Here is a 25,222-nt window from a genome sequence, read left to right on the forward strand (position 1 = left end):
CCACAAGGTCTCCACAGGTCCTGAGGGCTGTGCAGTACCTGTGGGAGCTGGCTTGCCGGCGATAGGGCCAGCACAGAAGGAACAAAAAAGGGGGCCAATAACTGGCCCCCTTTTTCACATCAGCTCAGCTTAGAAAGCAAAGCACGAACAACCCAACGCCCCCCAGAAGCCCTGGAAGTCATTCACCGGCACACTCGAATGCCGTGCCTTCTCATGGCTGTGCGCATGCACCCCGCAAGGCCCGACACACTGGTGCGCCACCGCTGCCAGCGACGGCGTGCCCACGCGCCAGTGGCCCGGCACCTTGGTCACCGGCGACCACTCCGGCAGCACCGGCACCTGGGGCGGGCCGAGCTTGTCGAATTCCGCCGCGCCATACACCACCTTGCCGTCGACCACCGTCAGCACCGACTCGATGCCCTTGATCGCCTCCTCATCAACACCGAAGAAGTCCAGCGACAGCGCCGCCAGGTCGGCCAGCTGGCCCACCTTGATCTGGCCTTTCTTGCCCTGCTCGCTGGAGAACCAGGCGCTGCCCTGGGTGAACAGCTGCAGCGCGGTGTCACGGCTGAGGCCTTCCGGGTACAGTTCCATGCCACCGACGGTCTTGCCGCTGACCAGCCAGTACAGCGAAGTCCACGGGTTGTAGCTGGACACGCGAGTGGCGTCGGTACCGGCGCCCACCGGCACGCCCATGTCGAGCATGCGCTTGATTGGCGGGGTCTGCTCGGCAGCCTTGGCACCGTAGCGGTCGACAAAATACTCACCCTGGAAGGCCATGCGGTCCTGGATGGCGATACCGCCTCCCAGCGCACGCACACGCTCGATGTTCTGCGGGGTGATGGTTTCGGCGTGGTCGAAGAACCACGGCAGGCCATTGAACGGGATATCGCGGTTGACCTTCTCGAACACGTCGAGCATGCGCGTGATCGATTCGTTGTAGGTGGCATGCAGGCGGAACGGCCAGCGCTGTTCGACCAGGTGGCGTACCACCGGCTCCAGTTCTTGTTCCATGGTTTGCGGCAGGTCCGGGCGCGGTTCGAGGAAGTCCTCGAAGTCGGCGGCGGAGAACACCAGCATCTCGCCGGCGCCATTGTGGCGCAGGAAGTCGGTACCGCTGTGCAGCTTGACGCTGGAGGTCCACTTGCGGAAGTCGTCCAGCTCTTCCTTGGGCTTCTGGGTGAACAGGTTGTAGGCAATGCGCACGGTCAGCTGGTTGTTGTCGGCCAGCTCCTGGATCACCTGATAGTCGTCCGGGTAGTTCTGGTAGCCACCACCGGCATCGATGGCGCTGGTCAGGCCCAGGCGGTTGAGCTCGCGCATGAACTGGCGGGTGGAGTTGACCTGGTATTCCAGCGGCAGCTTCGGCCCCTTGGCCAGGGTGGCGTAGAGGATCATCGCGTTGGGGCGGGCGATGAGCATGCCGGTCGGGTTGCCGAACTTGTCACGCTGGATCTCGCCGCCCGGCGGGTTGGGCGTGTCCTTGGTGTAGCCGACGGCCTTGAGCGCGGCGCGGTTGAGCAGTGCGCGGTCATACAGGTGCAGCAGGAATACCGGGGTGTCAGGTGCGGCCTGGTTGATTTCCTCCAGGGTGGGCATGCGTTTTTCGGCGAACTGGAACTCGTTCCAGCCACCGACCACGCGCACCCACTGCGGGGTCGGCGTACGCGCAGCCTGGTCCTTGAGCATGCGCAGGGCATCGGCCACCGAAGGCACGCCTTCCCAGCGCAGCTCCAGGTTGTAGTTCAGGCCACCACGGATCAGGTGCAGGTGCGAGTCGTTCAGGCCAGGGATGACCGTGCGCTGCTTGAGGTCGATGATCTGCGTGGTGGCGCCCTTGTGGGCCATGGCTTCGGCGTCGTTGCCCACGGCGATGAAACGGCCATCCTTGATGGCGACAGCGGTCGCGGTGGGCTTTTCACGATCAACGGTGTGCAGTTTGCCGTTGAACAGAATCAGGTCGGCGGTCATGGAACCTCCTTGGGTGGATGCGTGAGCGGAACCGGCGGAACCGGTAAAAGGCAATGCGGACCAGAGCGCGCCGGCGGCACCGAGCACGGTACTGGTGGCGAGGAACTGGCGACGGGTCTTGTCGTTGCGGTCCTGGGACATGGGGTTCTCCGTCTGGTGCGGCAGCGGGCAGGCGCAACTGCGGAGCATGCCGGTTGGTGTAGGGGCAAGGCTTGGATGGATGTGCGGTGGGTTGTTGAAGGTTAGCCCTGTTCAGCATTTGTGCTGCCTGGGCTGGCCTCTTCGCGGGTGAACCCGCTCCCACAGGGACACCACCGGCCTTGAAGACTGTGGTATCCCCTGTGGGAGCGGGCGCGCCCGCGAATGCCCCAGCACAGTTACTTCTGAAGGAACGCCAGCAAGTCTTGGTTGAGTTGCTGTGCATGGGTCACCGCAAACCCGTGCGGCGCCCCCGCGTACACCTTCAGCTCAGCCCCGCGAATCAGCTCCGCCGCCCGCTTGCCGGTGCTCTCGAACGGCACGATCTGGTCGTCGTCACCGTGGATCACCAGGGTTGGCACATCGATCTTGGCCATATCCGGGCGGAAGTCGGTTTCGGAGAACGCGGTCACGCAATCCAGGGTGCCCTTGATCGATGCCATCAGCGCAATGTTCAGGGTCTGGGTCTGCACACCCTGGGACACCTGCTGCCCATGGTTGATGCCATAGAACGGCGCGGCGAAATCGGCGATGAACTGCGCCCGGTCGGCACGCAGGCCGGCGCGGATACCCTCGAACACCGACAGGTCGACACCTTCAGGGTTGTCGTCACGCTTGCCGAACACCGGCGTCACCGCGCCCAGCAGCACCAGCCCGGCCACCCGCTCGCTGCCGTGGCGGGCGATGTAGCGGCTGACGTCGCCGCCACCCATCGAGAAGCCCACCAAGGTCACGTCGCGCAGGTCGAGGTGTTCGATCAGCTGGGCGATGTCATCGGCGAAGGTGTCGTAGTCGTAGCCATTCCATGGCTGGCTCGAACGGCCGAAACCACGGCGGTCGAAGGCGATGGCGCGGTAGCCGCGGCTGGCCAGGAATTCCATCTGCGAATCCCACATGTCGGCATCCAGTGGCCAGCCGTGGCTGAACAGCACAGGTTTGCCGCTGCCCCAGTCCTTGAAGTAGATCGAAGTGCCATCGCGGGTAACGAACGTGCTCATGTCGGTATCTCCTTGAAAATGTCGAGGTAAAGGCCTGGCTCAGCCACGCAGCCAGTTGGCGCAGCGGCGGGTTACCCAAGGCATGATGTAGAACACCACGGGCAGGATGACGAACAGGTTGACGATCAGGTTGCTGGTGATCGCGCCACCCAGCTGCGGGAAGCGTGCGAACAGCGGCGCCAGCAGTTGTGGAATGATCATGGTCATCGGGCAGATCACCAGGTAGGTCAGCAGCGCCTGCTTCCAGCGCGGCGGTTGCGCTGCGGTGGTGCTCGGCGGGGTGAACCAGAATTCCGGGTCGTCGTGCACCTGGGTATGGTCACCGCCCTCGAGCAGCGGCAGTACTTCGCTGACCAGTGTCTGGCGCTCGGCCGAGTTGACCCAGGCTTGCAGCAGGCTGGCATCGGCGAAGCGCACCACGGTGGTGAAATGCAGCCCGCCGTCGTCAGGGCGGATGACGTTGACGTCCAGGTGCCCCGGCTGGCGGCGCGCGGTGCTGACCGTGCGCTTGAGCCATGCTTCGTAGGCCGCCAGCGAAGTGGCGCGAACCTTGTGCTGGATGACCAGGGTCACAACGTTGCGGTTGTCTTGGGGTGTGGTGTTCATCGGCGTTCCTTGGGATGAGCTTGCCCGCATCCACTGTGCAACGGCGGACGGGCGCTGGATTGGACAGGTGTGCTGCCTTGGCGGGCACCGGCTGGCGGTGCCCGTGCATGTGGAGAAGATTAAAACCATGACCTTTCTGGCGGTAGATAGCGGTTTTTGGCTCTAGCGTTCTGTTTTATGAACGATGGTTTTGCATGGGCTCGACCGGCCCTTTCGCGGCTAAAGCCGCTCCCACAGGGATTGCGCTGGATTTGAATCGTGCGCAGTACCTGTGGGAGCGGCTTTAGCCGCGAATAAGCCGGCACAGGCCCCATTGCCTGCCCGGCCAACCTGCTCTATTACTACCCACAGCCCTCCCCTCACCCGAGACCACCATGCTGGCGTTCATCCAGTCATACCCGTTGTTGCTCGGCACCGCCCTGATCCTGCTCGACCTCGTGCTCTGGCAACTGATCCCTCTCCAGCACCGGGCCTGGCGCATCGGCGCGCGGCTGGTGCTGTTCCTGCTGTTCAGCTCGGTGCTGGTGGCTGCCGGCATGAGCCCGCTGCAACCACCACCCTGGCCCGATGATGTCTCGCGCAACCTGATCGCCACGGTACTGGCGATCGGCTGGTGGCTGTTCGGCGCACGCACGGTGACGGTGGTGTTCGGCCTGTTGCTGGTGGCCCGCGGCAGCCATGGCGGGCGTTTGCTGCAGGATGTGCTGGGGGCGCTGATCTTCCTGGCTGCCGTGGTCGCTGCCGCAGGCTATGTGTTGCAGTTGCCGGTCAAGGGCCTGCTGGCCACGTCGGGGGTAATGGCCATCGTCATCGGCCTGGCGCTGCAGAGCACACTGGCCGACGTGTTCAGTGGCATCATCCTGAACACCACGCGGCCGTATCAGATTGGCGACTCGATCTCCATCGACAGCACCGAAGGCAAGGTGCTGGAAATCGACTGGCGTGCCACCCGCCTGCTCACCAGCACCGGCAGCCTGGCGGTAATCCCCAACTCGGTGGCGGCCAAGGCCCGGCTGCTCAACCACAGCCGCCCTGCCGATGTGCACGGGGTGTCGGTCAACGTGGTGGTACCGGCCAAGGTGCGGCCCAAACGGGTGTTCGATGCTCTGGAAAAAGCCTTGCAAGGCGTCAGTGCCATCCTGGCTACACCAAGACCAAAGGTGACGGTGAAAGCCTCGACGCTGGAATCAGTGGAGTACGAAGCCAGTGGCTTCGTGGCCGACGCGGGCGCCAAGGGCGACGCGCGCAACCAGCTGTTCGACCTGGCCCACCGGCACCTGGAGGCCAGTGGGGTGATGTGGAACACCGACCTGGCCATGCCACCACGCAGCCGCCAGCGCGAGGTGCTGGACGAGGTGCGGGTGTTCCGCTCGCTGAGCGCGGAAGAGCGCGATGCGCTTAGCCAGCGCATGACGGCGGTGGAATACCTGGCCGACCAGGTAATCCTGGGCGTGGGCGAGCATTCCGATCATTTGCTGGTGATTGGCAGCGGGGTGGTTTCGGCGTCGATTCGCGATGGCGACAAGCTGGTCGAGGCCGGGCGCATGGGGCCGGGCGAGGTGCTGGGAATCGAAGGAATCATCGACGAAGAGGACTCGCTGGCCGAGTTCCGCACGCTGACCGGTTGCGTGCTGTATCGGATCGACAAGGAACAGGTGAAGAGCTGCCTGGTGCAACGCGGCGATGTGCAGACAGCGTTGAGCAAGTTGCAGCGGTTTCGGCGGCAGAGCCGGGAGTCGTTGTTGCTGCAGAAGCCGGTTTCGATCAAGAAGGGCGGCTTTCTCAGCTGGTTGCACAAGTAAGCCTGTGCCGGCCTCTTCGCGGGTAAACCCGCTCCCACAGAGACCGCGCAAATTCAGAACGCTGCGCAGTACCTGTGGGAGCGGGTTTACCCGCGAAGAGGCCAGTATTTACAACACAACTCTCAAGCATTGCCCCGCGTGGTAAAGCGAGAACCCGGACTCGTAGAACGCAGTGCGCAGCGAGGGCGCACTCACACCCTTCATCGGCGAAAACGGAATCGGCAGGCTGCCCGCCTCCCCCTTCAGCAGGAACTCGGCAAACGCCCGGCCGATCACGGTCCCGGTGGTGTTGCCCCGCCCGTTGTACCCGGTCACCGCCACCAGCCCCGGCGCCGGTTCGAACAGGCGCATCAGGTGGTCTGGGGTGAAGTCGATGCAGCCGGTCCAGTGCATTTCCCACTCGACCTTGCCCAGCTCCGGGTAATAGTGGCTCTGGATGCGGTCGGCCCAGCTGCGCACGAACCACGCCGGCTTGTTGTCGACCCGGCCCAGGCTGCCGAGCAGCAGGCGGCCCTGGTCGTCGCGACGGATGCTGCTGAGCACGGTGCGGGTGTCCCACGAGCCTTGGCCATGTGGCAGCACCTTGTCGGCTGCAGCGCCCTGCAACGGCTTGGACGCCACCTGGTAGTAGTAACCACGGAAAAACTGCTTCTGCAGGTTGCTCCAGTCGCCTTCGGTGTAGGCGCCGGTGGAAATCACCACCTTGTCGGCGCGCACCGAACCACGTGCGGTCTTCACCCGCCAGGCATCGCCGTCACGCTCCAGGCCTTCGACCGAAGACTGCTGGAACAGCTTGCCACCCAGGCGTGCCACCGCTGCGGCCAGGCCCTGGGTGTAGCCCATGGGGTTGATGGTGCCGGCGCGGCGGTCGAGCAGCGCGGCGGAAATCTTGTCGGTGCCGCAGTATTCCTGGCATTGGGCGCCGGTCAGCAGCTCCACATCGGCACCACGGCGGCGCCATTGTTCGTGGCGGGCCTCGAGGTCGGCGATACCGGTGGCGTTGTGCGCCATGTGCAACGTGCCTTTGTGCTGGGCCTGGCAGTCGATGCCAAGGCGTTCGATCATGGCGAACACTTCGGCCGGGGCTTCGCCGAGCACCTTGTTCAGGCGGCTGCCCTGCTGCAGGCCGAGGGTGGCCTCGACATCGTCGGGGCGGATCCAGGTGCCGGCGTTGACCAGGCCGACGTTGCGCCCGGAGCCACCGTGACCGATCTTCCAGGCCTCCAGCAGGATCACCGACTTGCCCTGTTCGAGCAGGTGGATGGCCGCCGACAGGCCGGTAATGCCGCCACCGATCACGCAGACATCGGCCTTGTGCTCACCGGCCAGGGCCTGGGCGGCGACGGTCGGTTTGCTGACGAATTCCCACAAGCATTCTTGACGCAGTTCGGACATGGCCCGGCTCCAGCAATTTGTTCTTGTTGGGGCTGCTTTGCAGCCCATCGCCGGCAAGCCAGCTCCCACAGATTACGATCCCTGTGGGAGCTGGCTTGCCGGCGAAACGGGGGCAAAGCCCCCGCCTGCGGACATCAGTCGAACACGATACCCTGCGCCAGCGGCAGTTCGCGCGAGTAGTTCACGGTGTTGGTCTGGCGACGCATGTAGCCTTTCCAGGCATCCGAACCGGACTCACGGCCACCGCCAGTCTCCTTCTCGCCACCGAACGCACCGCCGATCTCGGCGCCGCTGGTGCCGATGTTGACGTTGGCGATGCCGCAGTCGCTGCCCGAGGCGCTCTGGAAGCGTTCGGCCTCACGGATGTCGGTGGTGAAGATGCACGACGACAGGCCTTGTGGCACTTCGTTGTTCAGGCGCAGGGCCTCTTCGAAGTCGTCGTAGGCCAGCACGTACAGGATCGGGGCGAAGGTTTCGTGGCGCACCACGTCGCTCTGCGCCGGCATTTCGGCGATGGCAGGCGATACGTAGTAAGCGTTCGGGTACTGGTCGGCCAGCTGACGCTCACCACCAAATACCTGGCCACCTTCGTCGCGGGCCTTGGCCAGCGCGCCCTGCATGGCGTCGAACGACTGCTTGTCGATCAGCGGGCCCACCAGGTTGTCCTTGCGTGGGTCGCCGATGCGCACCTTGCCGTAGGCGGCTTTGACGCGGGCAACCACTTCGTCCTTGATCGAACGGTGCACGATCAGGCGGCGCAGGGTGGTGCAACGCTGGCCGGCGGTGCCGACTGCGGAGAACAGGATGCCACGCACGGCCAGGTCGAGGTCGGCGCTCGGGGCCAGGATCATGGCGTTGTTGCCGCCCAGTTCGAGGATGCTGCGGCCGAAGCGGGCAGCCACACGTGGGCCGACTTCGCGCCCCATGCGGGTGCTGCCGGTGGCGCTGACCAGCGGTACGCGCGGGTCGTCGACCATGGCTTCGCCGGCTTCACGGCCGCCGATCACCAGTTGTGCCAGGCCAGCCGGGGCATCACCAAAGGCTTTCAGGGCTTTTTCGAACAGCGCCTGGCAGGCCAGGGCGGTCAGCGGGGTCTTCTCGGACGGTTTCCATACCACCGAGTTACCGGCGACCAGGGCCAGGGCGGTGTTCCAGGCCCAGACTGCGACCGGGAAGTTGAAGGCGCTGATCACGCCGACCACGCCCAGCGGGTGCCAGGTTTCACGCATGTGGTGGCCAGGGCGCTCGGAAGCGATGGTCAGGCCGTACAGCTGGCGCGACAGGCCAACGGCGAAGTCGCAGATGTCGATCATTTCCTGCACTTCGCCCAGGCCTTCCTGGGTGATCTTGCCGGCTTCGATCGAAACCAGCTCGCCGAGGTCGGCCTTGTGCTCACGCAGCACTTCGCCGAACAGGCGCACCAGCTCGCCACGGCGCGGGGCCGGCACGCTGCGCCAGGCTTCGAAGGCGCTCTGGGCCTGATCGATGCGGGCGATGGTCTCGGCCTTGCCGAGCAGTTTCACCGAGGCGATCTGGCTGCCGTCGATCGGCGTGTGAACAGGGTAGTCGCCCTGGGTGTAAGCCTCGGCAGCAACGCCAAGGCGCTCGAGCAGTCCAGCAACCATTTGTGCATCTCCTACATCGGGTGATGGGGTGGAAAAATGATGTGGATCAGTATTAATCCGATCACACCGGTGCAACAAACGACCTTTATTCCGCATATCATTCCGTCAGGTAATGATTTGAGCCGCAGAGACCGCTATGTCCAAACGCCTGGTGCCCTCCATGACCGCCCTGCAGTGCTTCGAAGCTGCAGCCCGCCATTTGAGCTTTACCCGTGCCGCCGAAGAGCTGCACCTGACCCAGAGCGCGGTCAGCAAGCAGGTGGCGCAGCTTGAAGACATGCTGCGCCACCACCTGTTCCTGCGTATCCGTCGCCGCCTGCAGCTGACGCCGGCGGGCAGCCTGTACCTGGCCGAGGTCAACAAGATCCTCACCCAGGTGGATATGTCCAGCCGCTACGTGCTCACCTACGGCGAGCAGACCGAGATATTGAAGGTAGCCACTCAGCCGAGTTTTGGCGTGCGCTGGTTGATCCCGCACCTCAAGGGCTTTGGCAAGCGCCACAGCAACATCCACCTGGACATCCGCAACGAGATGGAACCGTTCGCCCTGCTGCAGGGCTCGGCGGACGTGGTGTTCTTCTATGGCCAGGGCACCTGGCCGGGGGCCACCTGCGTGGAGCTGTTCGGTGAGGAGGTGGTGCCAGTGTGCGCGCCGGAGTTGCTGGCCGGGCGTGAACTGAACGATGCCGTGGAGCTGGCCGACCTGGTGCTGCTGCAGAGCACCTCGCGGCCCGAGGCCTGGCACGAGTGGTTCCTGGAGTTGGGCTTGCAGAGCGTCAGCGCCTACCACGGGCCGCGCTTCGATACCTTCTACATGGCCTTGAGCGCGGCGCAGGCCGGGTGCGGGGTGGCGCTGGTGCCGCGCTATCTGGCGGCGAAGGAGCTGGCCGAGGGGAGTTTGGTGGTGCCGTGGAACCATGCGATGCGCAGTGCCGGGGCGCATTACCTGGCGTATGCCGAGCATGCGGCGGAGGTGCCCAAGGTAAGGGCGTTGGTGGAATGGATTCGTGAGCAGCTTCAGGCTTGAGAATGCCGGGGCCGCTTTGCGGCCCATCGCCGGCAAGCCAGCTCCCACAGGGAGCTCCACAATTGCTGAATCCTGTGTCCAACCTGTGGGAGCTGGCTTGCCGGCGATAGGGCCCTTGAGGTCGATCAAAAAAGGAATGACACACTCACTTTTTTTCGCTTGTGAGCAAAGTGCATTCCCAGCTTTCATGTAAGCGTCCGAACCCAACCAGGAAGCTAGCGATGCCCGCCCACGATTTCGTCAGCCCCGACAGCATCCGCGCGCAGTTCTCTGCCGCCATGTCGCTCATGTACAAACAGGAAGTGCCCCTGTACGGCACGCTGCTGGAGCTGGTGAGCGAAATCAACCAGCAGGTCATGGCCCAGCAACCCGAGGTTGCCGAGGCCCTGCGCTGGACCGGCGAAATCGAGCGCCTTGATCAGGAGCGCCACGGCGCCATCCGTGTCGGCACCGCCGCAGAGCTGGCCACCATCGCCCGGTTGTTCGCGGTCATGGGCATGCAGCCGGTCGGCTACTACGACCTCAGTTCCGCCGGTGTGCCGGTGCATTCCACCGCCTTCCGCGCGGTGCACGAGCAGTCGCTGCACGTCAGCCCGTTCCGCGTGTTCACCTCGCTGCTGCGCCTGGAGCTGATCGACAACCCGCAGCTGCGCGAGCTGGCAGAGAGCATCCTGGCCAAGCGCCAGATCTTCACCGCCCGTGCCCTCGAACTGATCGCCCAATGCGAGCGCGATGGTGGCCTGAACGCCGCCGATGCCGAAGCGTTCGTGCAGGAAGCGCTGCACACCTTCCGCTGGCACCATGACGCCACCGTCACTGCCGAGCAGTACCAGCAGTTGCACGACCAGCACCGCCTGATCGCCGATGTGGTGGCCTTCAAGGGCCCACACATCAACCACCTGACCCCGCGCACCCTGGACATCGATGCAATCCAGCTTGGCATGCCGGCCAAGGGCATCCCGCCAAAGGCCGTGGTCGAAGGCCCACCCACCCGCCGCCACCCGATCCTGTTGCGCCAGACCAGCTTCAAGGCCCTGCAGGAAAAGGTCGCGTTCAGCGGCCAGCAGGGCAGCGAAGGCAGCCATACCGCGCGCTTCGGCGAAATCGAGCAACGCGGCGCGGCGCTGACGCCGAAAGGTCGCCAGCTGTACGACAAGCTGCTCGACGCCACCCGCGCCGCCCTGGGTGGCGCCCCGGCCGAGGCCAATGCCGAACGCTACATGGCGTTGCTGAAGGACACCTTTGCCGAGTTCCCGGATGACCTGGCACAGATGCGTGAACAAGGGCTGGCCTACTTCCGCTACTTCGCCACCGAAAAAGGCCTGGCTGCGCGCGACCAGGACGGCCGCCCGACCACACTGGAAGGGCTGATCGAGGCTGGCCATGTGCACTTCGAGGCGTTGGTGTACGAGGACTTCCTGCCGGTGAGCGCGGCGGGGATCTTCCAGTCCAACCTGGGTGACGATGCGCAGGCCGAGTACGGCAGCAACGCCAACCGCGATGCGTTCGAAGCGGCGCTGGGGCTGCAGGTGCAGGATGAGCTGGCGCTGTATGCGCAGAGCGAGCGTCGGTCGCTGCAGGCGTGTGCACAGGCTTTGAACCTGGGCTCGATGTAAGGCTGTAGATCGCAGGGGCCGCTTCGCGGCCCTATCGCCGGCAAGCCAGCTCCCACAGGATCGCATCGAGCCTGAGGCAAATGCAGTCCCTGTGGGAGCTGGCTTGCCGGCGATGAGGCCAGGGCAGGCAACACAGACAGTTGCTCCCAAACCTGTGGGAGCGGGCAAGCCAGCGAAGAGGCCGGTACAGGCGATCAAAGGGCCGGCAGGATCTGCACATCCGGCAAATCCATCGCCGCCACCTCCTCTTCCAGAAACGCGCTCAAACGCCGCAACCGCTCGCCCCCTGGCCGAGTGCGCGGCCACACCAGGTAATAATCCATCCCGCTGGGCACCGCCGTCGGCCAAGGCAGGCTCAAGCGCCCCTGCGCCACATCCTCGGCCACCATCAACAAATCACCCATGGAAATGCCATAGCCACGCGCCGCGGCAATCATGCCCAGCTCCAGGGTGTCGAACACCTGCCCGCCCTTGAGCGAAACCTTGTCACTCAATCCCATGCGCTCCAACCACTCCCGCCAGTCGCGCTTGTCCACCGTGGGGTGCAGCAGCTCGATGCAGGCCAGCCGGCGCTCGTCCCACGGTTCCTCGTCGAGCAGGTCTGGCGCACCCACGGGGATCAGCAGCTCCGGGAACAACCTGCGCACTTCCCATTCCGGCGGGAACACCCCGTCGCTGAGCAACACCGCGCAATCGAACGGCTCCTGGTTGAAGTCCACATGGTCGACATCCATCCAGGCGCTGGTCAGCTGCACTTCGTTGCCAGGCTGCAAGTGGCGAAAGCGGCTAAGGCGCGCCAGCAACCAGCGCATGGTCAGGGTCGAGGGGGCCTTCATGCGCAGGATGTCATCCTCACCGCGCAAGGTATCGCAAGCCCGTTCCAGCGCGGCAAAGCCTTCGCGCACACCGGGCAGCAGCACCCGCGCCGCTTCGGTCAGTTGCAGGCTGCGGCCGCTGCGCACGAACAGGCGGCAGGCAAAATGCTCCTCCAGCGTGCGGATATGCCGGCTGACCGCGCTCTGGGTAATCGACAGCTCTTCGCCGGCACGGGTGAAGGAGCTTAGCCGCGCGGCGGCTTCGAATGCGCGCAGGGCATACAGCGGGGGGAGCTGACGAGACATGAGGCACCTGCCATACGGGGCTGTGATATGAATCACCGGGAAGCATATATACATGAGTCAGACTCATGCCAATGATCGCTTTTATCCTTTTGTGCAAAGTTGACCAAAGCCTCAGAATCGCCCTTCGTTGATCACCCCAGGAAAAGGACTGCCCCCATGCATGTCGCGCCCACCACAGAACTCAAGGCTTTGCTGCGCCTGGCCGGGCCGCTGATCGCCTCGCAGTTGGCGCACATGCTGATGGTGCTGACCGATACCCTGATGATGGCCCGCATCAGCCCGCAAGCCCTGGCTGGCGGCGGCCTGGGCGCGGCGAGTTACTCGTTCGTGTCGATCTTCTGCCTTGGCGTGATCGCTGCGGTCGGTACCCTGGTGGCCATTCGCAAGGGCGCCAACGACATCGAGGGCGCCACCCGCCTGGCGCAGGGTGGCTTGTGGCTGGCCTGGGGCCTGGCGCTGTTCGCTGCGCTGGTGCTGTGGAACCTTGAGCCGGTACTGCTGCTGTTCGGGCAAAAGCCCGAGAACGTTGCCTCGGCCGCCGAATTCCTCACCCTGCTGCCACTGGCCCTGCCCGGCTACCTGACCTTCATGGCCTTGCGCGGCTTCACCAGCGCGCTGGGCCGCTCGACCCCGGTGATGGTCATCAGCCTGGTCGGCACGGTACTCAACTACCTGTTCAACGTGGCGTTGATCGAAGGCATGTTCGGCCTGCCCAAACTGGGCCTGATGGGCATCGGCCTGGTCACCGCGGTGGTGTCGATGGGCATGGCCATTGCCTTGGCGCTGTATATCCGCTGGCACCCGGCCTATGCCGCCTACCCACTGCGCAAGGGCCTGTCGCGCCCTTCGCTGCCGGCCCTGCGCGAGCTGTGGCGGCTGGGCCTGCCGATTGGCGGCACCTACATGGTGGAAGTCGGCCTGTTCGCCTTTGCCGCGCTGTGCATGGGCGTGCTGGGCAGTACCGAGCTGGCGGCGCACCAGATCGCCCTGCAGATCGTCTCCACGGCGTTCATGGTGCCGACCGGGTTGTCGTATGCGGTGACCATGCGCGTGGGGCTGTACTACGGCGCCGGCAACCTGCTGGCGGCGCGCAGCGCCGGGCGGGTGGGCATCGGCTTCGGGGCGATGATCATGTTTGCCTTCGCCGCGTTGTTCTGGCTGCTGCCCGATGCGCTGGTGGGGCTGTTCATCGACCGTGACGACCCGGCATTTGCGGCGATCTTCCAGCTGGCGGTGCAGTTGCTGATGGTGGCTGCGTGGTTCGAGCTGTTCGATGGCATGCAGACGATCGCGATGGGCTCGATCCGTGGGCTGAAGGATGCCAAGACCACCTTCCTGATCGGCCTGGTGTGCTACTGGCTGGTGGGGGCGCCGAGCGCCTGGCTGTTCACCTTTACCCTGGGCGGTGGCGCGGTCGGGGTGTGGTGGGGGCTGGCGTTGGGGCTGGCGTGTGCGGCGGTGGCACTGACCTTTGGCTTTGAGTGGCGGATGAAGCGGCTTTTGGGCAAGGCCGGGATTGGTGGAGCGGCGACGGCTTCGGCCTGACTTGCGGGCCTCTTCGCGGGTAAACCCGCTCCCACAGGGACTGCGCAGGGTCTGAATACTGTGCAAAGCCTGTGGGAGCGGGTTCACCCGCGAAAGGGCCCTAAAGGGCTGTGCCCAACTGGCAGCCGGTCGCCTGCAGCAAGAACTCCATCAACTCCCCCACCGGCAGCGGCTTGCTGACCAGGAAGCCTTGAACCTGGTCACAGCCAAACCCGCGCAGCAACGCCATCTGCTCTTCGCTCTCCACCCCTTCGGCCACCACCTCCAGGTTGAGGTTGTGCGCCAGGTTGATCATGGCGTGCACCAGCTTGCGGTTCTCCTTGCGCATTTCCATTTCCGCGACAAAGCTGCGGTCCACCTTGAGCAAGGTGATCGGCAGGCTGTTGAGGTGCACGAACGAAGAGAACCCGGTACCGAAATCATCGAGCGAAAAGCGCACGCCCAGGCGCCCCAGGGCGTCCATGGTCTGGCGCACCAGTTCGTTGCGGCGCATCACCGCCGTTTCGGTCAGTTCGAACTCGAGCCAGCGGGCATCCACGCCATGTTCGAGAATCAGGCGGCTCAAGGTCGCCAGCAACTGGCTGTCCTGGAACTGGCGGAAGCTCAGGTTGACCGCCATGTGCAGCGGCTCCAGGCCGCGCTCGCACAGCGCCTGCATGTCGCGCAGGGCACGGGAAATCACCCAGTAGCCCAGCGGCACGATCAGGCCGCTCTGCTCGGCCAGCGGCACGAACTCGCTGGGCGGCAACAGGCCGCGCTCGGCATGCCGCCAGCGCACCAGCGCCTCGAGGCCGACGATGCGCCCGTCGGCCAGGTTCAACCGCGGCTGGTAATGCAGCTCCAGTTCGTCCCGGCGCAGGGCGCGGCGCAGTTCGCTTTCCAGGTCGGCAAGGCTGCGGGCGTTGCGGTTGATGCGTTCGTTGAACACATGGAAAGTGCAACCCTGGCTGCCCTTGGCCTGGCGCATGGCGATGTGCGCGTGCCACATCAGCGGGTCGGCACCACCCTGGGCGCGGGCATGGGCCAGGCCCAGGCTGCAGCCCAGCAGCAGACTTTCACCGTCGATCCAGTAGGGTTCGGCCAACGCCTCGACAATCCGCTCGGCAATCGATTCGGCACGATTGGGGTCGCGTCGGGTGTCGATCAGCAGGGCGAACTCGTCGCTGCCCAGGCGCGCCAGCTGGTCACCCGCCTCCAGTTGCTGTTTCAGGCGCGCCACCACCTGCAGGATCAGGCGGTCGCCACTCTGGTGGCCGAGGGCGTCGTTGACGTGGCGGAAGTTGTCCAGGTCCAAGTGGCCGAGGGCAAGGCCACGGCCGTCGTTCTCGGCCAGGCGCGCGGTCAGCAAGGCCTGGAAACCCTGGCGGTTGGCGATGCCGGTCAGCGGGTCCTGCTCGGCCAGGCGCTGCAGGGTGGCCACCAGCACGCCGCGCTCGCGCACATGGCGCAGCGAGCGGCGCAATGTGTCGGCATTGAGCTGGTCGCGCACCAGCCAGTCGCTGACAGCGGTGGGCGCTACCTGGGGCTCGTGGTCGAGCAGCAGGATGGTCGGCAACTCGCAGCGCCCGGGCGCGGGCTGCAGGGCCGGGGTTGCCAGCACGATAGCCTGACGGTCCTGGTTGAACAGGCTGTCGACCGACTCCCAGTTCGGCGCCGTCAGCAGTACGGCGCTGCCACCCAGTGCGGGCGTGCACTCGCGTAGCAGCGCACCCCATTCCGGCTCATCGGCCAACAGCAGCAAACGCAATGGTTCGACAGGCGTGGACAAGCGGGCTCCTTAGGGCTTCACGGTGCAACGGAAACTGCCAGGTATGCTACTGCATTAATGAAAATGATTTTCAATTTAATACATGTTTTTACGGGTGTAGCATCCCGACGTATTTTGTCGTGCATCCTGCGCGAAACTGCGTCAGCCGGCAAATCCCGTTTACATATTTGACTCAGACGTCAGACGGTCGCGCCACAAACGCCCCATGCCTGTTAGAATGCGCGGCTATTTTCTGGCGACCCCCGGTTTCTAGCATGTCCCGACTCAATCCCCGGCAGCAGGAAGCCCGTGACTATGTCGGCGGCCCTCTTTTGGTGCTCGCCGGTGCAGGCTCGGGCAAGACCAGCGTGATCACGCGCAAGATTGCCCACCTCATCCAGAACTGCGGCATCCGTGCCCAGTACATCGTGGCGATGACCTTCACCAACAAGGCCGCGCGCGAGATGAAGGAGCGGGTCGGCACCCTGCTGCGCCCGGGGGAAGGCCGTGGCCTGACGGTGTGCACGTTCCACAACCTGGGCTTGAACATCATCCGCAGGGAGCACGAGCGCCTGGGCTACAAGCCGGGTTTCTCGATCTTCGACGAGTCCGACATCAAGGCGTTGCTGTCGGACATCATGCAGAAGGAATACTCCGGCGACGACGGCATCGACGAGATCAAGAACATGATCGGTGCCTGGAAGAACGACCTGATCCTGCCCGCCGAAGCCCTGGAGAAGGCGCGCAACCCGCGCGAGCAGACCGCAGCAATCGTCTACACCCACTACCAGCGCACGCTCAAGGCGTTCAACGCGGTGGACTTCGACGACTTGATCCTGCTGCCGGTCAAGCTGTTCCAGGAACACCCCGATGTGCTGGAGCGCTGGCAGAACCGCGTGCGTTACCTGCTGGTGGACGAATACCAGGACACCAACGCCAGCCAGTACCTGCTGGTGAAGATGCTGATCGGCATGCGCAACCAGTTCACCGTGGTAGGCGACGACGACCAGTCGATCTACGCCTGGCGTGGCGCCCGGCCGGAAAACCTGATGCTGCTCAAGGAGGACTACCCCTCCCTGAAAGTGGTGATGCTGGAGCAGAACTACCGCTCCACCAGCCGCATCCTGCGCTGCGCCAACGTGCTGATCGCCAACAACCCGCACGCGTTCGAGAAGCAGCTGTGGAGCGAGATGGGCGTAGGCGACGAGATCCGCGTCATCCGCTGCAAGAACGAGGAAGCCGAGGCCGAACGCGTGGCCATGGAAATCCTCACCCTGCACCTGCGCACCAACCGCCCGTACAGCGACTTTGCCATCCTCTACCGCGGCAACTACCAGGCCAAGCTGATCGAACTGAAGCTGCAGCACCACCAGGTGCCGTATCGCCTGTCGGGCGGCAACAGCTTCTTCGGCCGCCAGGAGGTCAAGGACCTGATGGCCTACCTGCGCCTGCTGGTGAACCCGGACGATGACAACGCCTACCTGCGGGTGATCAACGTACCGCGCCGCGAAATCGGCTCTACCACCCTGGAAAAGCTCGGCAACTACGCCACCGAGCGCGGTATTTCGATGTACGCCGCCAGCGAGGAGCTTGGCCTGGGCGAGCATCTGGACGCCCGCTATACCGAGCGTTTGCAGCGCTTCAAGCATTGGCTGGACGGGGTGCGCCACAAGGTTGCCCTGGAAGACCCGATTGCCGCGCTGCACGAGATGATCCGCGATATCGACTACGAAAACTGGATCCGCCAGCAGACCGCCAGCGACAAGGCTGCCGAGTTCCGCATCAGCAACGTCTGGTTCCTGGTCGAAGCGCTGAAGAACACCCTCGAGAAGGACGAAGAGGGTGACATGACCATCGAGGACGCCATCGGCAAGCTGGTGCTGCGCGACATGCTCGAGCGCCAGCAGGAAGAGGAAGAGAACGCCGAAGGTGTGCAGATGATGACCCTGCATGCCTCCAAGGGCCTGGAATTCCCCTACGTGTTCATCATGGGCATGGAAGAGGAAATCCTCCCGCACCGCTCCAGCATCGAGGCCGACACCATCGAAGAGGAACGCCGCCTGGCCTACGTGGGCATCACCCGCGCGCGCCAGACCCTGGCCTTCACCTTCGCCGCCAAGCGCAAGCAGTACGGTGAAATCATCGACTGCACGCCCAGCCGGTTCCTCGACGAACTGCCACCGGACGACCTGGCCTGGGAAGGCCTGGACGATGCGCCGGTCGAGGTAAAGGCCGCACGGGGCAACAACGCCCTGGCCGATATCCGGGCAATGCTCAAACGCTGATCAACCATTACTCTTTAACTTTGCCGCTATTTGCGGCCACCTTTGCTACATCGAGGAAAACAAAGTGGAAGCACTGCATCAGAAGATTCGCGAAGAAGGCATCGTGCTTTCCGATCAGGTTCTCAAAGTCGACGCGTTTCTCAACCACCAGATCGATCCGGCGCTGATGCAGCTGATCGGTGACGAGTTCGCCCGCCTGTTCGCCGACGCGGGCGTGACCAAGATCGTCACCATCGAAGCCTCGGGCATTGCCCCGGCGGTGATGACTGGCCTGAAGCTGGGCGTGCCGGTGATCTTCGCCCGCAAGCACCAGTCGCTGACCCTGACCGAGAACCTGCTGACCGCCTCGGTGTATTCCTTCACCAAGCAGACCGAGAACACCGTGGCCATCTCGCCGCGTCACCTCAACAGCAGCGACCGCGTGCTGGTGATCGACGACTTCCTGGCCAACGGCAAGGCGTCGCAGGCACTGATCTCGATCATCAAGCAGGCCGGCGCCACCGTGGCCGGCCTGGGTATCGTGATCGAAAAGTCGTTCCAGGGCGGCCGTGCCGAGCTGGACAGCCAGGGCTATCGCGTTGAGTCGCTGGCCCGGGTGAAGTCGCTGGAAGGTGGTGTGGTCAGCTTCATCGAGTAAGCCTGTAGCGGCCCTATCGCCGGCAAGCCAGCTCCCACAGGGAGCTCACAGGACCCAAGCCTTGCGCAGTACCTGTGGGAGCTGGCTTGCCGGCGATGGGCTGCAAAGCAGCCCCGGCAATTCATCCGGTTGCCGCCAACCCCGCCAGCAGCAACCGCTGGTAAAGCTCTTCCTTCAGCCCCTGCGGCTGATCCAGTTGCATCCGCGCAAGATGCCTCGCATACCCCTCTGGCCCCGGCGTATCCAGCGCTGCCTTGCCCAGCTCCAGCACCTCGCTCAGCTTGAACTTGCTCTTCAACCAGTTCAGTGCCCGCAGCAAATCCCGCTCTTCAGCCGTAAAGTCCGTGCCCAGCGGATACTCCGGGAACAACCGCGAGTGCCGCGCCCTGATCGCCTCCAGCCGCTGCGGCGTGTTGTCGGTAAAGCACGCCTCCAGTTGAAAATCTTTGGCCAGCTTGCCGGCATCCTTTGCCTGCTCGATCAGCCCCTGCTGGAACCGTGAATCACATACCGCCAGCAACCGCGCGATCACCTCGCTGTCGGTCTGCCCACGCAGGTCGGCGATGCCGTACTCGGTCACCACGATATCGCGCAGGTGCCGGGGGATGGTGCAATGGCCATAGTTCCAGAACAGGTTCGAGGTTACCTCCCCGCCCGCCTCACGCCAGCTGCGCAGCAGCAGGATCGAACGCCCGCCCTCCAGCGCATGGCCCTGGGCGACGAAGTTGTACTGCCCGCCCACGCCACTGAGTACCCGGCCATCCTCCAGCTGGTCGGCCACCCCGGCGCCGAGCAGGGTCATGCCGAATACGGTGTTGATGAAACGCGCATCACGGCGTTGGCGGCGCTTGAGTTCCTCCTGCCCGTACAGCTCGTTGATGAAGCTGATACGCGTCATGGCAAACCGTGCGCGCTGTTCCAGCGGCATGTCGCGCAAGCGCTGATAGAACGCCTGGGGGCCGAGGAAGAAACCGCCATGCAGCACTGCCGCCTCCTGCTCGTCCGCCGGGCGCCGCAACAGGCCCGCTTCGGCCAGCGCCAGCAAGCCGTTGACGAACATCTCGCTGCAGCCGTACAGGCCTTGGGCGAAGGTATCCAGGCCCCCTTCCCGTTCGGTCAGCGCTTGCCACGAGCCAGCACCCAGCGCGTCGAGCACGGCACGATAACCGGCGTTGTCACCCTGGCGCGCCAGCAATGCGGCAGCTACCGCATCGCCCATGGCACCAATGCCGATCTGTAGCGTGCCGCCGTCGCGAACCAGGCTGCTGGCGTGCAGGCCGATGCAGTGGTCCTGGGTGTTGACCGGCATGTTCGGCGTGGAGAACAGGCGGCGTTGCTCGGCAGTATCGATCAGCAGGTCGAACGTATCGATGGGTAGCTCGGCGTCACCCGGCATGTAAGGCAGCTCGGCGTGCACCTGACCGAGCATGAGGATGGTCTCACCGGCGGCGCGGCGCTTGGCGATCATCGGCAGCAGGTCGAGGGTGATGTCGGGGTTGCAGGCCAGGCTCAGGTGCACCGGCCTCTCGGGGGTGGCGGCCACCAGCTGCGCGATCAGGTTCAGGCCCTTGGCGTTGATGTCGCGTGCGGCGTGGCTGTAGTTGCTGCTGATGTAGCTCTGCTGGGCCGACGCGCTGTGCAGCAGGCTGCCCGGCTGCATGAAGAACTGTTCGACGCGAATGTTGGATGGCAACGTGTCGTTGCGCAGGTCGGTGAGGTAGGCGAGTTCTTCGTAGTCGGCGAAAACGCGTTCGACAAAGGGTTCGAGAAAGCGCCGTTGCAAACCGTCACCCAGTGACGGGCGTCCGAGGGACAGGGCCGTGTAGATGGTCAGCTGCCGTTCGGGCAGCTCGCGGATGCGGGCGTAAAGCGCATTGACGAAGGCGTTGGGCTTGCCCAGGCCCAGCGGCAGGCCCATGTGGATGTGGGCTGGCAGGCGCGACAGGACTTGCTCGACGGCCTGGTCGATGGAGCAGAGGTGCATCGGGGCCTCCTGAGACATCCATGGGTTCAGGGGTTGGACATGGGCTTTGGTGGGTTGGTTGCCCGTGCCGGCCTCTTCGCGGCTAAAGCCGCTCCCACAGAGACCTCACCGCCCTTGAGTCCTGTGCTGTACCTGCGAGTTCCCACAGGGTCCCCACAGCCCTTGAAGCCTGCACTGTACCTGTGGGAGCGGCTTTAGCCGCGAAAGGGCCGGCACAGGCACCACAAAAACAAAGCCCGCCATCAATGGCGGGCCTCATGCAATTCAGCTGTTTCTCACAGCCCGGACATCTTCTTGATCGCCCCTTTCAGGTCGTCATCCGAGCAGTCCGCGCAGGTGCCTTTCGGTGGCATGGCGTTGATGCCGGTAATGGCCTTGGCCAGGATGCCGTCCAGGCCGCCCTGGTGGTCGGCGCGTTCCTTCCACGCCGCGGTATCGCCAATCTTCGGTGCGCCGAGCAGGCCGGAGCCATGGCAGGCATTGCAGTGCTTGGCGATGATCTCGTCCGGCGTCTTGGCACCACCGCCACCTGCGGCGGCGGCCACTTCCATGCCTTTGCACTCTTGGCCCTGGACGCACACCTGGCCAACCGGCTCCAGGCGCTTGGCGATGTCATCATTGGTCGCAGCGGTTGCGCTCATTGCCCAGAGGGCGAATACGGCTGCTGGTACGGCCAGCATCTTCTTGATTTGGTTCACGCGAACACCCTCATGGTGGCTAATCACGCTCGCGGCCACGGATCGGCGAGCGTTGAAAAGTATAGCGGGAACCCAGAGGCCGTGAAACGACCCCACACAGGAAAGGGGTATTGCCGAATCAATGCACTGCGCTGGATCAAAAGTTTGAAGGCGTCGCCGCACTGATCAGCCGCGCCGGGCGGTCGAACGGGTTGCGAAAGCGGTGCGGGCGGGTGCTTTCGAAGTAGTAGCTGTCGCCCTCTTCAAGGATGAAGATCTCGTTGCCGACCACCAGCTCCAGGCGGCCTTCGAGCAGGATGCCGGTTTCTTCGCCGTCATGGGTAAGCATTTCGGCCCCCGTGTCGGCACCCGGTGGATACACCTCGGTGAGAAAGGCGATGGCACGGTTGGGGTGCGACTTGCCGACCAGCTTCATGGTCACCGCACCGTCGGAGATATCGATCAGCTCATGGGCCTTGTAGACGATCTGCGTGGGGCTTTCAGGTTCCAGTTCGACCGAGAAGAACTCGACCATGGACATGGGAATGCCGCTCAGCACCTTGCGCAGCGAGCTGATCGACGGGCTCACGCTGTTCTTCTCGATCATCGAGATGGTGCTGTTGGTCACGCCGGCACGCTTGGCGAGTTCACGCTGGGACAGGCCCTTGAGCTTGCGGATGGCTTGCAGTCGTTCGCCGACGTCCAAAGCTGGAGCCTCCTGAAACGGTGGAAAGAGGGGTGGATGTGAACGATATCATGGCAATGCCGTTCAGTATTTACAACACACCGCCCCTCAACCTGTCCGCTTCAGCGTGTCATTCGCCGACGTAGTCCCGAGGTACCCGCTTCAGGTTGCAGAAAATCTGGTATGGAATGGTACCCGCGTGCGCCGCCACTTCACTGGCCAGCACATGCTTGCCCCACAGTTCGACGGGGCTGCCGACGGTGGCTTCCGGCACGTCGGTCAGGTCGATGCTGAGCATGTCCATCGACACCCGGCCGATCAGTTGGGTGCGCTTGCCGGCGACCAGCACCGGGGTACCGTTGGGCGCCTGGCGCGGGTAGCCATCGGCATAGCCCATGGCAACCACACCAACGCGGGTTGGCCGTGGGCTGACGAACTTGGCGCCGTAGCCCACCGGCTCGCCGGCAGGCAGCTCGCGCACGCTGATCACCCGCGATTGCAGGGTCATCACCGGTTGCAGGCGCTCGGCCTCGGCCTGGGCCACTTCGAACGGTGTGGCACCGTACAGCATCAGGCCCGGGCGCACCCAGTCGCTGGGGGCCTGCGGCCAGCCCAGCACACCGGGGGAGTTGCGCAGGCTGCACTCGGCGGCCAGGCCCTGGCGAGCGGCCTCGAACACGGCGATCTGCTGGGCGGTAGCGTCGGCATCCAGTTCGTCGGCGCGAGCGAAGTGGCTCATCAGCACGATGCGCGAGACCTTGCCGCTGGCCAGTAGGCGCTGGTAGGCCTCGTGGTAGTCCTTGGGGTGCAGGCCGACGCGGTGCATGCCGCTGTCGAGCTTGAGCCAGACGGTGAGCGGCTTGTGCAGCTGGGTCTTTTCGATCGCTTCCAGTTGCCACAGCGAGTGCACCACGCACCACAGGTCGTGCTCGGCGATCAGGGCCAGTTCGCTGGCTTCGAAGAAGCCTTCCAGCAGCAGCACCGGGCCCTTGATACCGGCGGCGCGCAGCTCCAGCGCTTCTTCGATGCAGGCCACGGCAAAGCCGTCGGCTTCGGCCTCCAGGGCCAAGGCACAGCGCACGGCGCCGTGGCCGTAGGCGTCGGCCTTGATCACGGCGAGGGCTTTGGCACCGGTCAGTTCACGGGCCAGACGGTAGTTGTGGCGCAGGGCCTGGAGGTCGATCAGGGCGCGGGCGGGACGCATGGCGGCTGCCTTATGGTGGTTCACAGGTTGAAAACGGTGTTGGGTTCTTCGCGGGCTCGCCCGCTCCCACAGGTACTGCACAGTTTTCAATATCTGTGGTGTTCCTGTGGGAGCGGGCGAGCCCGCGAAGAGGCCGGTACAGGCGAACTTACTGCTGGTGAGCCGGCGCAGTCTGCCCGTGCTTGGCCACTTCCGGGCTGTTGCCATAACGGGAAATGTCCAGGCCTTCGGCACTGATCTGCGGCTTCTTGCGCGCAATCAGGTCGGCCAGCAGGCGACCGGAGCCGCACGCCATGGTCCAGCCCAAGGTACCGTGACCGGTGTTCAGGAACAGGTTGCGGAACGCAGTGGCGCCGACGATCGGCGTGCCGTCCGGGGTCGCCGGGCGCAGGCCGGTCCAGAAGCTGGCCTGGCTCAGATCACCGCCGCGAGGATAAAGGTCGTTGACGATCATCTCCAGCGTTTCGCGCCGACGCGGGTTCAGCGACAGGTCAAAACCGGCAATTTCAGCCATGCCGCCGACGCGGATACGGTTGTCGAAACGGGTAATGGCGACCTTGTAGGTCTCGTCGAGAATGGTCGAGGTCGGGGCCATGTCGGCGTTGGTGATCGGCACGGTCAGCGAGTAGCCCTTCAGCGGGTACACCGGGGCCTTGATACCCAGCGGCTTGAGCATCTGCGGCGAGTAGCTGCCCAGCGCCAGCACGTAACGGTCGGCGGTTTCCAGCTTGCCGTCGATCCACACGCCATTGATGCGGTCACCCGCGAAGTCCAGGCGCTGGATGTCCTGGCCGAAGCGGAACTCCACGCCCAGCTTCACGGCCATTTCGGCAAGCTTGGTGGTGAACAGCTGGCAGTCGCCAGTCTGGTCGTTTGGCAGGCGCAGGGCGCCGGCCAGGATGTCTTTGACGCCAGCCAGGGCCGGCTCGACGCGGGCAATGCCGTCGCGGTCGAGCAGCTCGTAAGGCACGCCGGACTGCTCCAGCACGGCAATGTCCTTGGCCGCGGCATCCACCTGGGCCTGGGTACGGAACAGCTGGGTGGTGCCCAGGCTGCGGTTTTCGTAGGCGATGCCGGTTTCGGCGCGCAGTTCGTCGAGGCAGTCACGGCTGTACTCGGACAGGCGCACCATGCGCTCCTTGTTCACCGCGTAACGGCTGGCGGTGCAGTTGCGCAGCATCTGTGCCATCCACAGGTACTGGTCGACGTCGCCGGTGAGCTTGATGGCCAAGGGCGCGTGGCGCTCCAGCAGCCATTTGATGGCCTTCAGCGGCACGCCTGGGGCGGCCCAGGGCGAGGCATAGCCGGGCGAGATCTGGCCTGCGTTGGCAAAGCTGGTTTCCATGGCCACCGCCGGCTGGCGATCGACCACCGTTACTTCGAAACCTTGCCGGGCCAGATAGTAGGCACTGGCGGTTCCGATCACACCGCTACCAAGTACCAGAACTCGCATCGTTTTATCCCTCGCACGCGGCGCGCCGCAGACTTTTATTGAAATGGCATGAATGCGCGCAGTATAGGAATTTGAAGGCAGTGCAATTCACTATATAAAAGCCTATTATTGGCGAGAATTCTCGGCAAAATCGCCTTTCACGGAGGGGCATCCCCTATGAGAACCCAGCACCAGAGCAAGCGTGAACTGGACAAGATCGACCGTAACATCCTGCGTATCCTGCAGAATGACGGGCGTATTTCCTTCACCGAACTGGGCGAGAAAGTTGGGCTTTCCACCACCCCTTGCACCGAGCGGGTCCGCCGCCTGGAGCGCGAGGGCATCATCATGGGCTACAACGCCCGCCTGAACCCACAGCACCTCAAGGGCAGCCTGCTGGTGTTCGTGGAAATCAGCCTCGACTACAAATCGGGCGACACCTTCGAGGAGTTCCGCCGCGCGGTGCTGAAACTGCCCCACGTACTGGAATGCCACCTGGTTTCAGGCGACTTCGACTACCTGGTGAAGGCGCGTATTTCCGAGATGGCCTCGTACCGCAAGCTGCTCGGCGACATCCTGCTGAAGCTGCCGCACGTGCGCGAATCGAAGAGCTACATCGTGATGGAAGAGGTGAAGGAGAGCCTTTGCCTGCCGATCCCGGACTGAA

19 protein-coding genes are annotated in these 25,222 nt (G+C 64.2%); 7 read left to right on the plus strand and 12 right to left on the minus strand.

The genetic code is table 11. The features are described from left to right. Positions 1-129: 129 nt before the first annotated feature. From RYH74_RS01855 to RYH74_RS01865, 3 genes are all read right to left on the minus strand, one after another. Positions 130-1,971, minus strand: a complete 1,842-nt coding sequence (locus tag RYH74_RS01855) for an amidohydrolase (protein WP_317408940.1) — start codon at positions 1,969-1,971, stop codon at positions 130-132. 377 nt (positions 1,972-2,348) lie between these two features. Beyond that, the gene (locus RYH74_RS01860; RefSeq protein WP_317408880.1) at positions 2,349-3,167 is read right to left on the minus strand and encodes an alpha/beta fold hydrolase; all 819 of its coding nucleotides are present in this window, start codon (positions 3,165-3,167) and stop codon (positions 2,349-2,351) included. 39 nt (positions 3,168-3,206) lie between these two features. Continuing rightward, entirely contained in the window at positions 3,207-3,773 is a 567-nt protein-coding gene (locus RYH74_RS01865; RefSeq protein ID WP_286100760.1) for an antibiotic biosynthesis monooxygenase, read from the minus strand. Positions 3,774-4,147: 374 nt separating this feature from the next. Here RYH74_RS01865 and RYH74_RS01870 point away from each other — a divergent pair, with 374 nt between their 5' ends. Further along, positions 4,148-5,575 carry a mechanosensitive ion channel family protein gene (locus tag RYH74_RS01870; RefSeq protein WP_317408881.1) on the plus strand — a complete coding sequence of 476 codons (1,428 nt, stop codon included), beginning with the start codon at positions 4,148-4,150 and terminating at the stop codon, positions 5,573-5,575. 108 nt (positions 5,576-5,683) lie between these two features. On the opposite strand, the gene RYH74_RS01875 is transcribed toward RYH74_RS01870, so the two are convergent. Together RYH74_RS01875 and RYH74_RS01880 are read right to left on the minus strand one after the other, a co-directional pair. Further along, a complete protein-coding gene (locus RYH74_RS01875) occupies positions 5,684-6,970 on the minus strand; it encodes an NAD(P)/FAD-dependent oxidoreductase (protein ID WP_013974769.1) in 1,287 nt (428 codons plus the stop codon). A gap of 134 nt (positions 6,971-7,104) precedes the next feature. Beyond that, the gene (locus RYH74_RS01880) at positions 7,105-8,595 is read right to left on the minus strand and encodes an aldehyde dehydrogenase family protein (RefSeq protein WP_003253547.1); all 1,491 of its coding nucleotides are present in this window, start codon (positions 8,593-8,595) and stop codon (positions 7,105-7,107) included. Positions 8,596-8,731: 136 nt separating this feature from the next. Between RYH74_RS01880 and RYH74_RS01885 the strand changes: the two genes are divergently transcribed. Together RYH74_RS01885 and RYH74_RS01890 are read left to right on the plus strand one after the other, a co-directional pair. After that, the gene (locus tag RYH74_RS01885; protein WP_317408882.1) at positions 8,732-9,622 is read left to right on the plus strand and encodes a LysR family transcriptional regulator; all 891 of its coding nucleotides are present in this window, start codon (positions 8,732-8,734) and stop codon (positions 9,620-9,622) included. A gap of 221 nt (positions 9,623-9,843) precedes the next feature. After that, on the plus strand, positions 9,844-11,238 hold the full coding sequence (locus RYH74_RS01890; protein ID WP_317408883.1) for a VOC family protein: 1,395 nt from the start codon (positions 9,844-9,846) through the stop codon (positions 11,236-11,238). A 194-nt stretch (positions 11,239-11,432) separates the two neighbouring features. On the opposite strand, the gene RYH74_RS01895 is transcribed toward RYH74_RS01890, so the two are convergent. Beyond that, positions 11,433-12,359, minus strand: a complete 927-nt coding sequence (locus RYH74_RS01895; protein WP_013974772.1) for a LysR substrate-binding domain-containing protein — start codon at positions 12,357-12,359, stop codon at positions 11,433-11,435. Between the two features lie 156 nt (positions 12,360-12,515). Between RYH74_RS01895 and RYH74_RS01900 the strand changes: the two genes are divergently transcribed. Continuing rightward, complete coding sequence (locus RYH74_RS01900) at positions 12,516-13,904, plus strand: NorM family multidrug efflux MATE transporter (RefSeq protein ID WP_024087906.1); 1,389 nt, start codon at positions 12,516-12,518, stop codon at positions 13,902-13,904. Between the two features lie 100 nt (positions 13,905-14,004). Here RYH74_RS01900 and RYH74_RS01905 read toward each other — a convergent pair whose 3' ends face one another. Beyond that, the gene (locus RYH74_RS01905; RefSeq protein WP_317408884.1) at positions 14,005-15,672 is read right to left on the minus strand and encodes a bifunctional diguanylate cyclase/phosphodiesterase; all 1,668 of its coding nucleotides are present in this window, start codon (positions 15,670-15,672) and stop codon (positions 14,005-14,007) included. 254 nt (positions 15,673-15,926) lie between these two features. Here RYH74_RS01905 and rep point away from each other — a divergent pair, with 254 nt between their 5' ends. After that, the gene (rep, locus tag RYH74_RS01910) at positions 15,927-17,936 is read left to right on the plus strand and encodes a DNA helicase Rep (protein ID WP_025341098.1); all 2,010 of its coding nucleotides are present in this window, start codon (positions 15,927-15,929) and stop codon (positions 17,934-17,936) included. Between the two features lie 64 nt (positions 17,937-18,000). Further along, positions 18,001-18,573 (plus strand): xanthine phosphoribosyltransferase, encoded by a 573-nt coding sequence (locus RYH74_RS01915; RefSeq protein ID WP_003253535.1) that lies wholly within the window; start codon positions 18,001-18,003, stop codon positions 18,571-18,573. 121 nt (positions 18,574-18,694) lie between these two features. Here the strand turns inward: RYH74_RS01915 and RYH74_RS01920 are convergent, their stop codons facing one another. The 5 genes from RYH74_RS01920 to dadA all read right to left on the minus strand — a co-directional run bounded on the left by RYH74_RS01920 (position 18,695) and on the right by dadA (position 24,576). Continuing rightward, a complete protein-coding gene (locus RYH74_RS01920) occupies positions 18,695-20,557 on the minus strand; it encodes an acetyl-CoA hydrolase/transferase C-terminal domain-containing protein (RefSeq protein WP_317408885.1) in 1,863 nt (620 codons plus the stop codon). Between the two features lie 275 nt (positions 20,558-20,832). Further along, complete coding sequence (locus tag RYH74_RS01925) at positions 20,833-21,237, minus strand: c-type cytochrome (RefSeq protein ID WP_038408395.1); 405 nt, start codon at positions 21,235-21,237, stop codon at positions 20,833-20,835. 154 nt (positions 21,238-21,391) lie between these two features. Beyond that, on the minus strand, positions 21,392-21,940 hold the full coding sequence (locus RYH74_RS01930; protein WP_013974777.1) for a cupin domain-containing protein: 549 nt from the start codon (positions 21,938-21,940) through the stop codon (positions 21,392-21,394). Positions 21,941-22,049: 109 nt separating this feature from the next. Next, positions 22,050-23,123 carry an alanine racemase gene (gene alr / locus RYH74_RS01935; protein ID WP_075046753.1) on the minus strand — a complete coding sequence of 358 codons (1,074 nt, stop codon included), beginning with the start codon at positions 23,121-23,123 and terminating at the stop codon, positions 22,050-22,052. 148 nt (positions 23,124-23,271) lie between these two features. Further along, positions 23,272-24,576, minus strand: coding sequence for a D-amino acid dehydrogenase (gene dadA / locus RYH74_RS01940; protein ID WP_013974779.1), 1,305 nt, complete (start codon positions 24,574-24,576; stop codon positions 23,272-23,274). 156 nt (positions 24,577-24,732) lie between these two features. Here dadA and dadR point away from each other — a divergent pair, with 156 nt between their 5' ends. Further along, positions 24,733-25,221, plus strand: a complete 489-nt coding sequence (gene dadR / locus RYH74_RS01945; RefSeq protein WP_003258963.1) for a transcriptional regulator DadR — start codon at positions 24,733-24,735, stop codon at positions 25,219-25,221. Position 25,222 lies beyond the last annotated feature (1 nt).

This window comes from Pseudomonas sp. LSJ-87 (genome assembly GCF_032971465.1).
Classification (GTDB): domain Bacteria; phylum Pseudomonadota; class Gammaproteobacteria; order Pseudomonadales; family Pseudomonadaceae; genus Aquipseudomonas; species Aquipseudomonas putida_Z.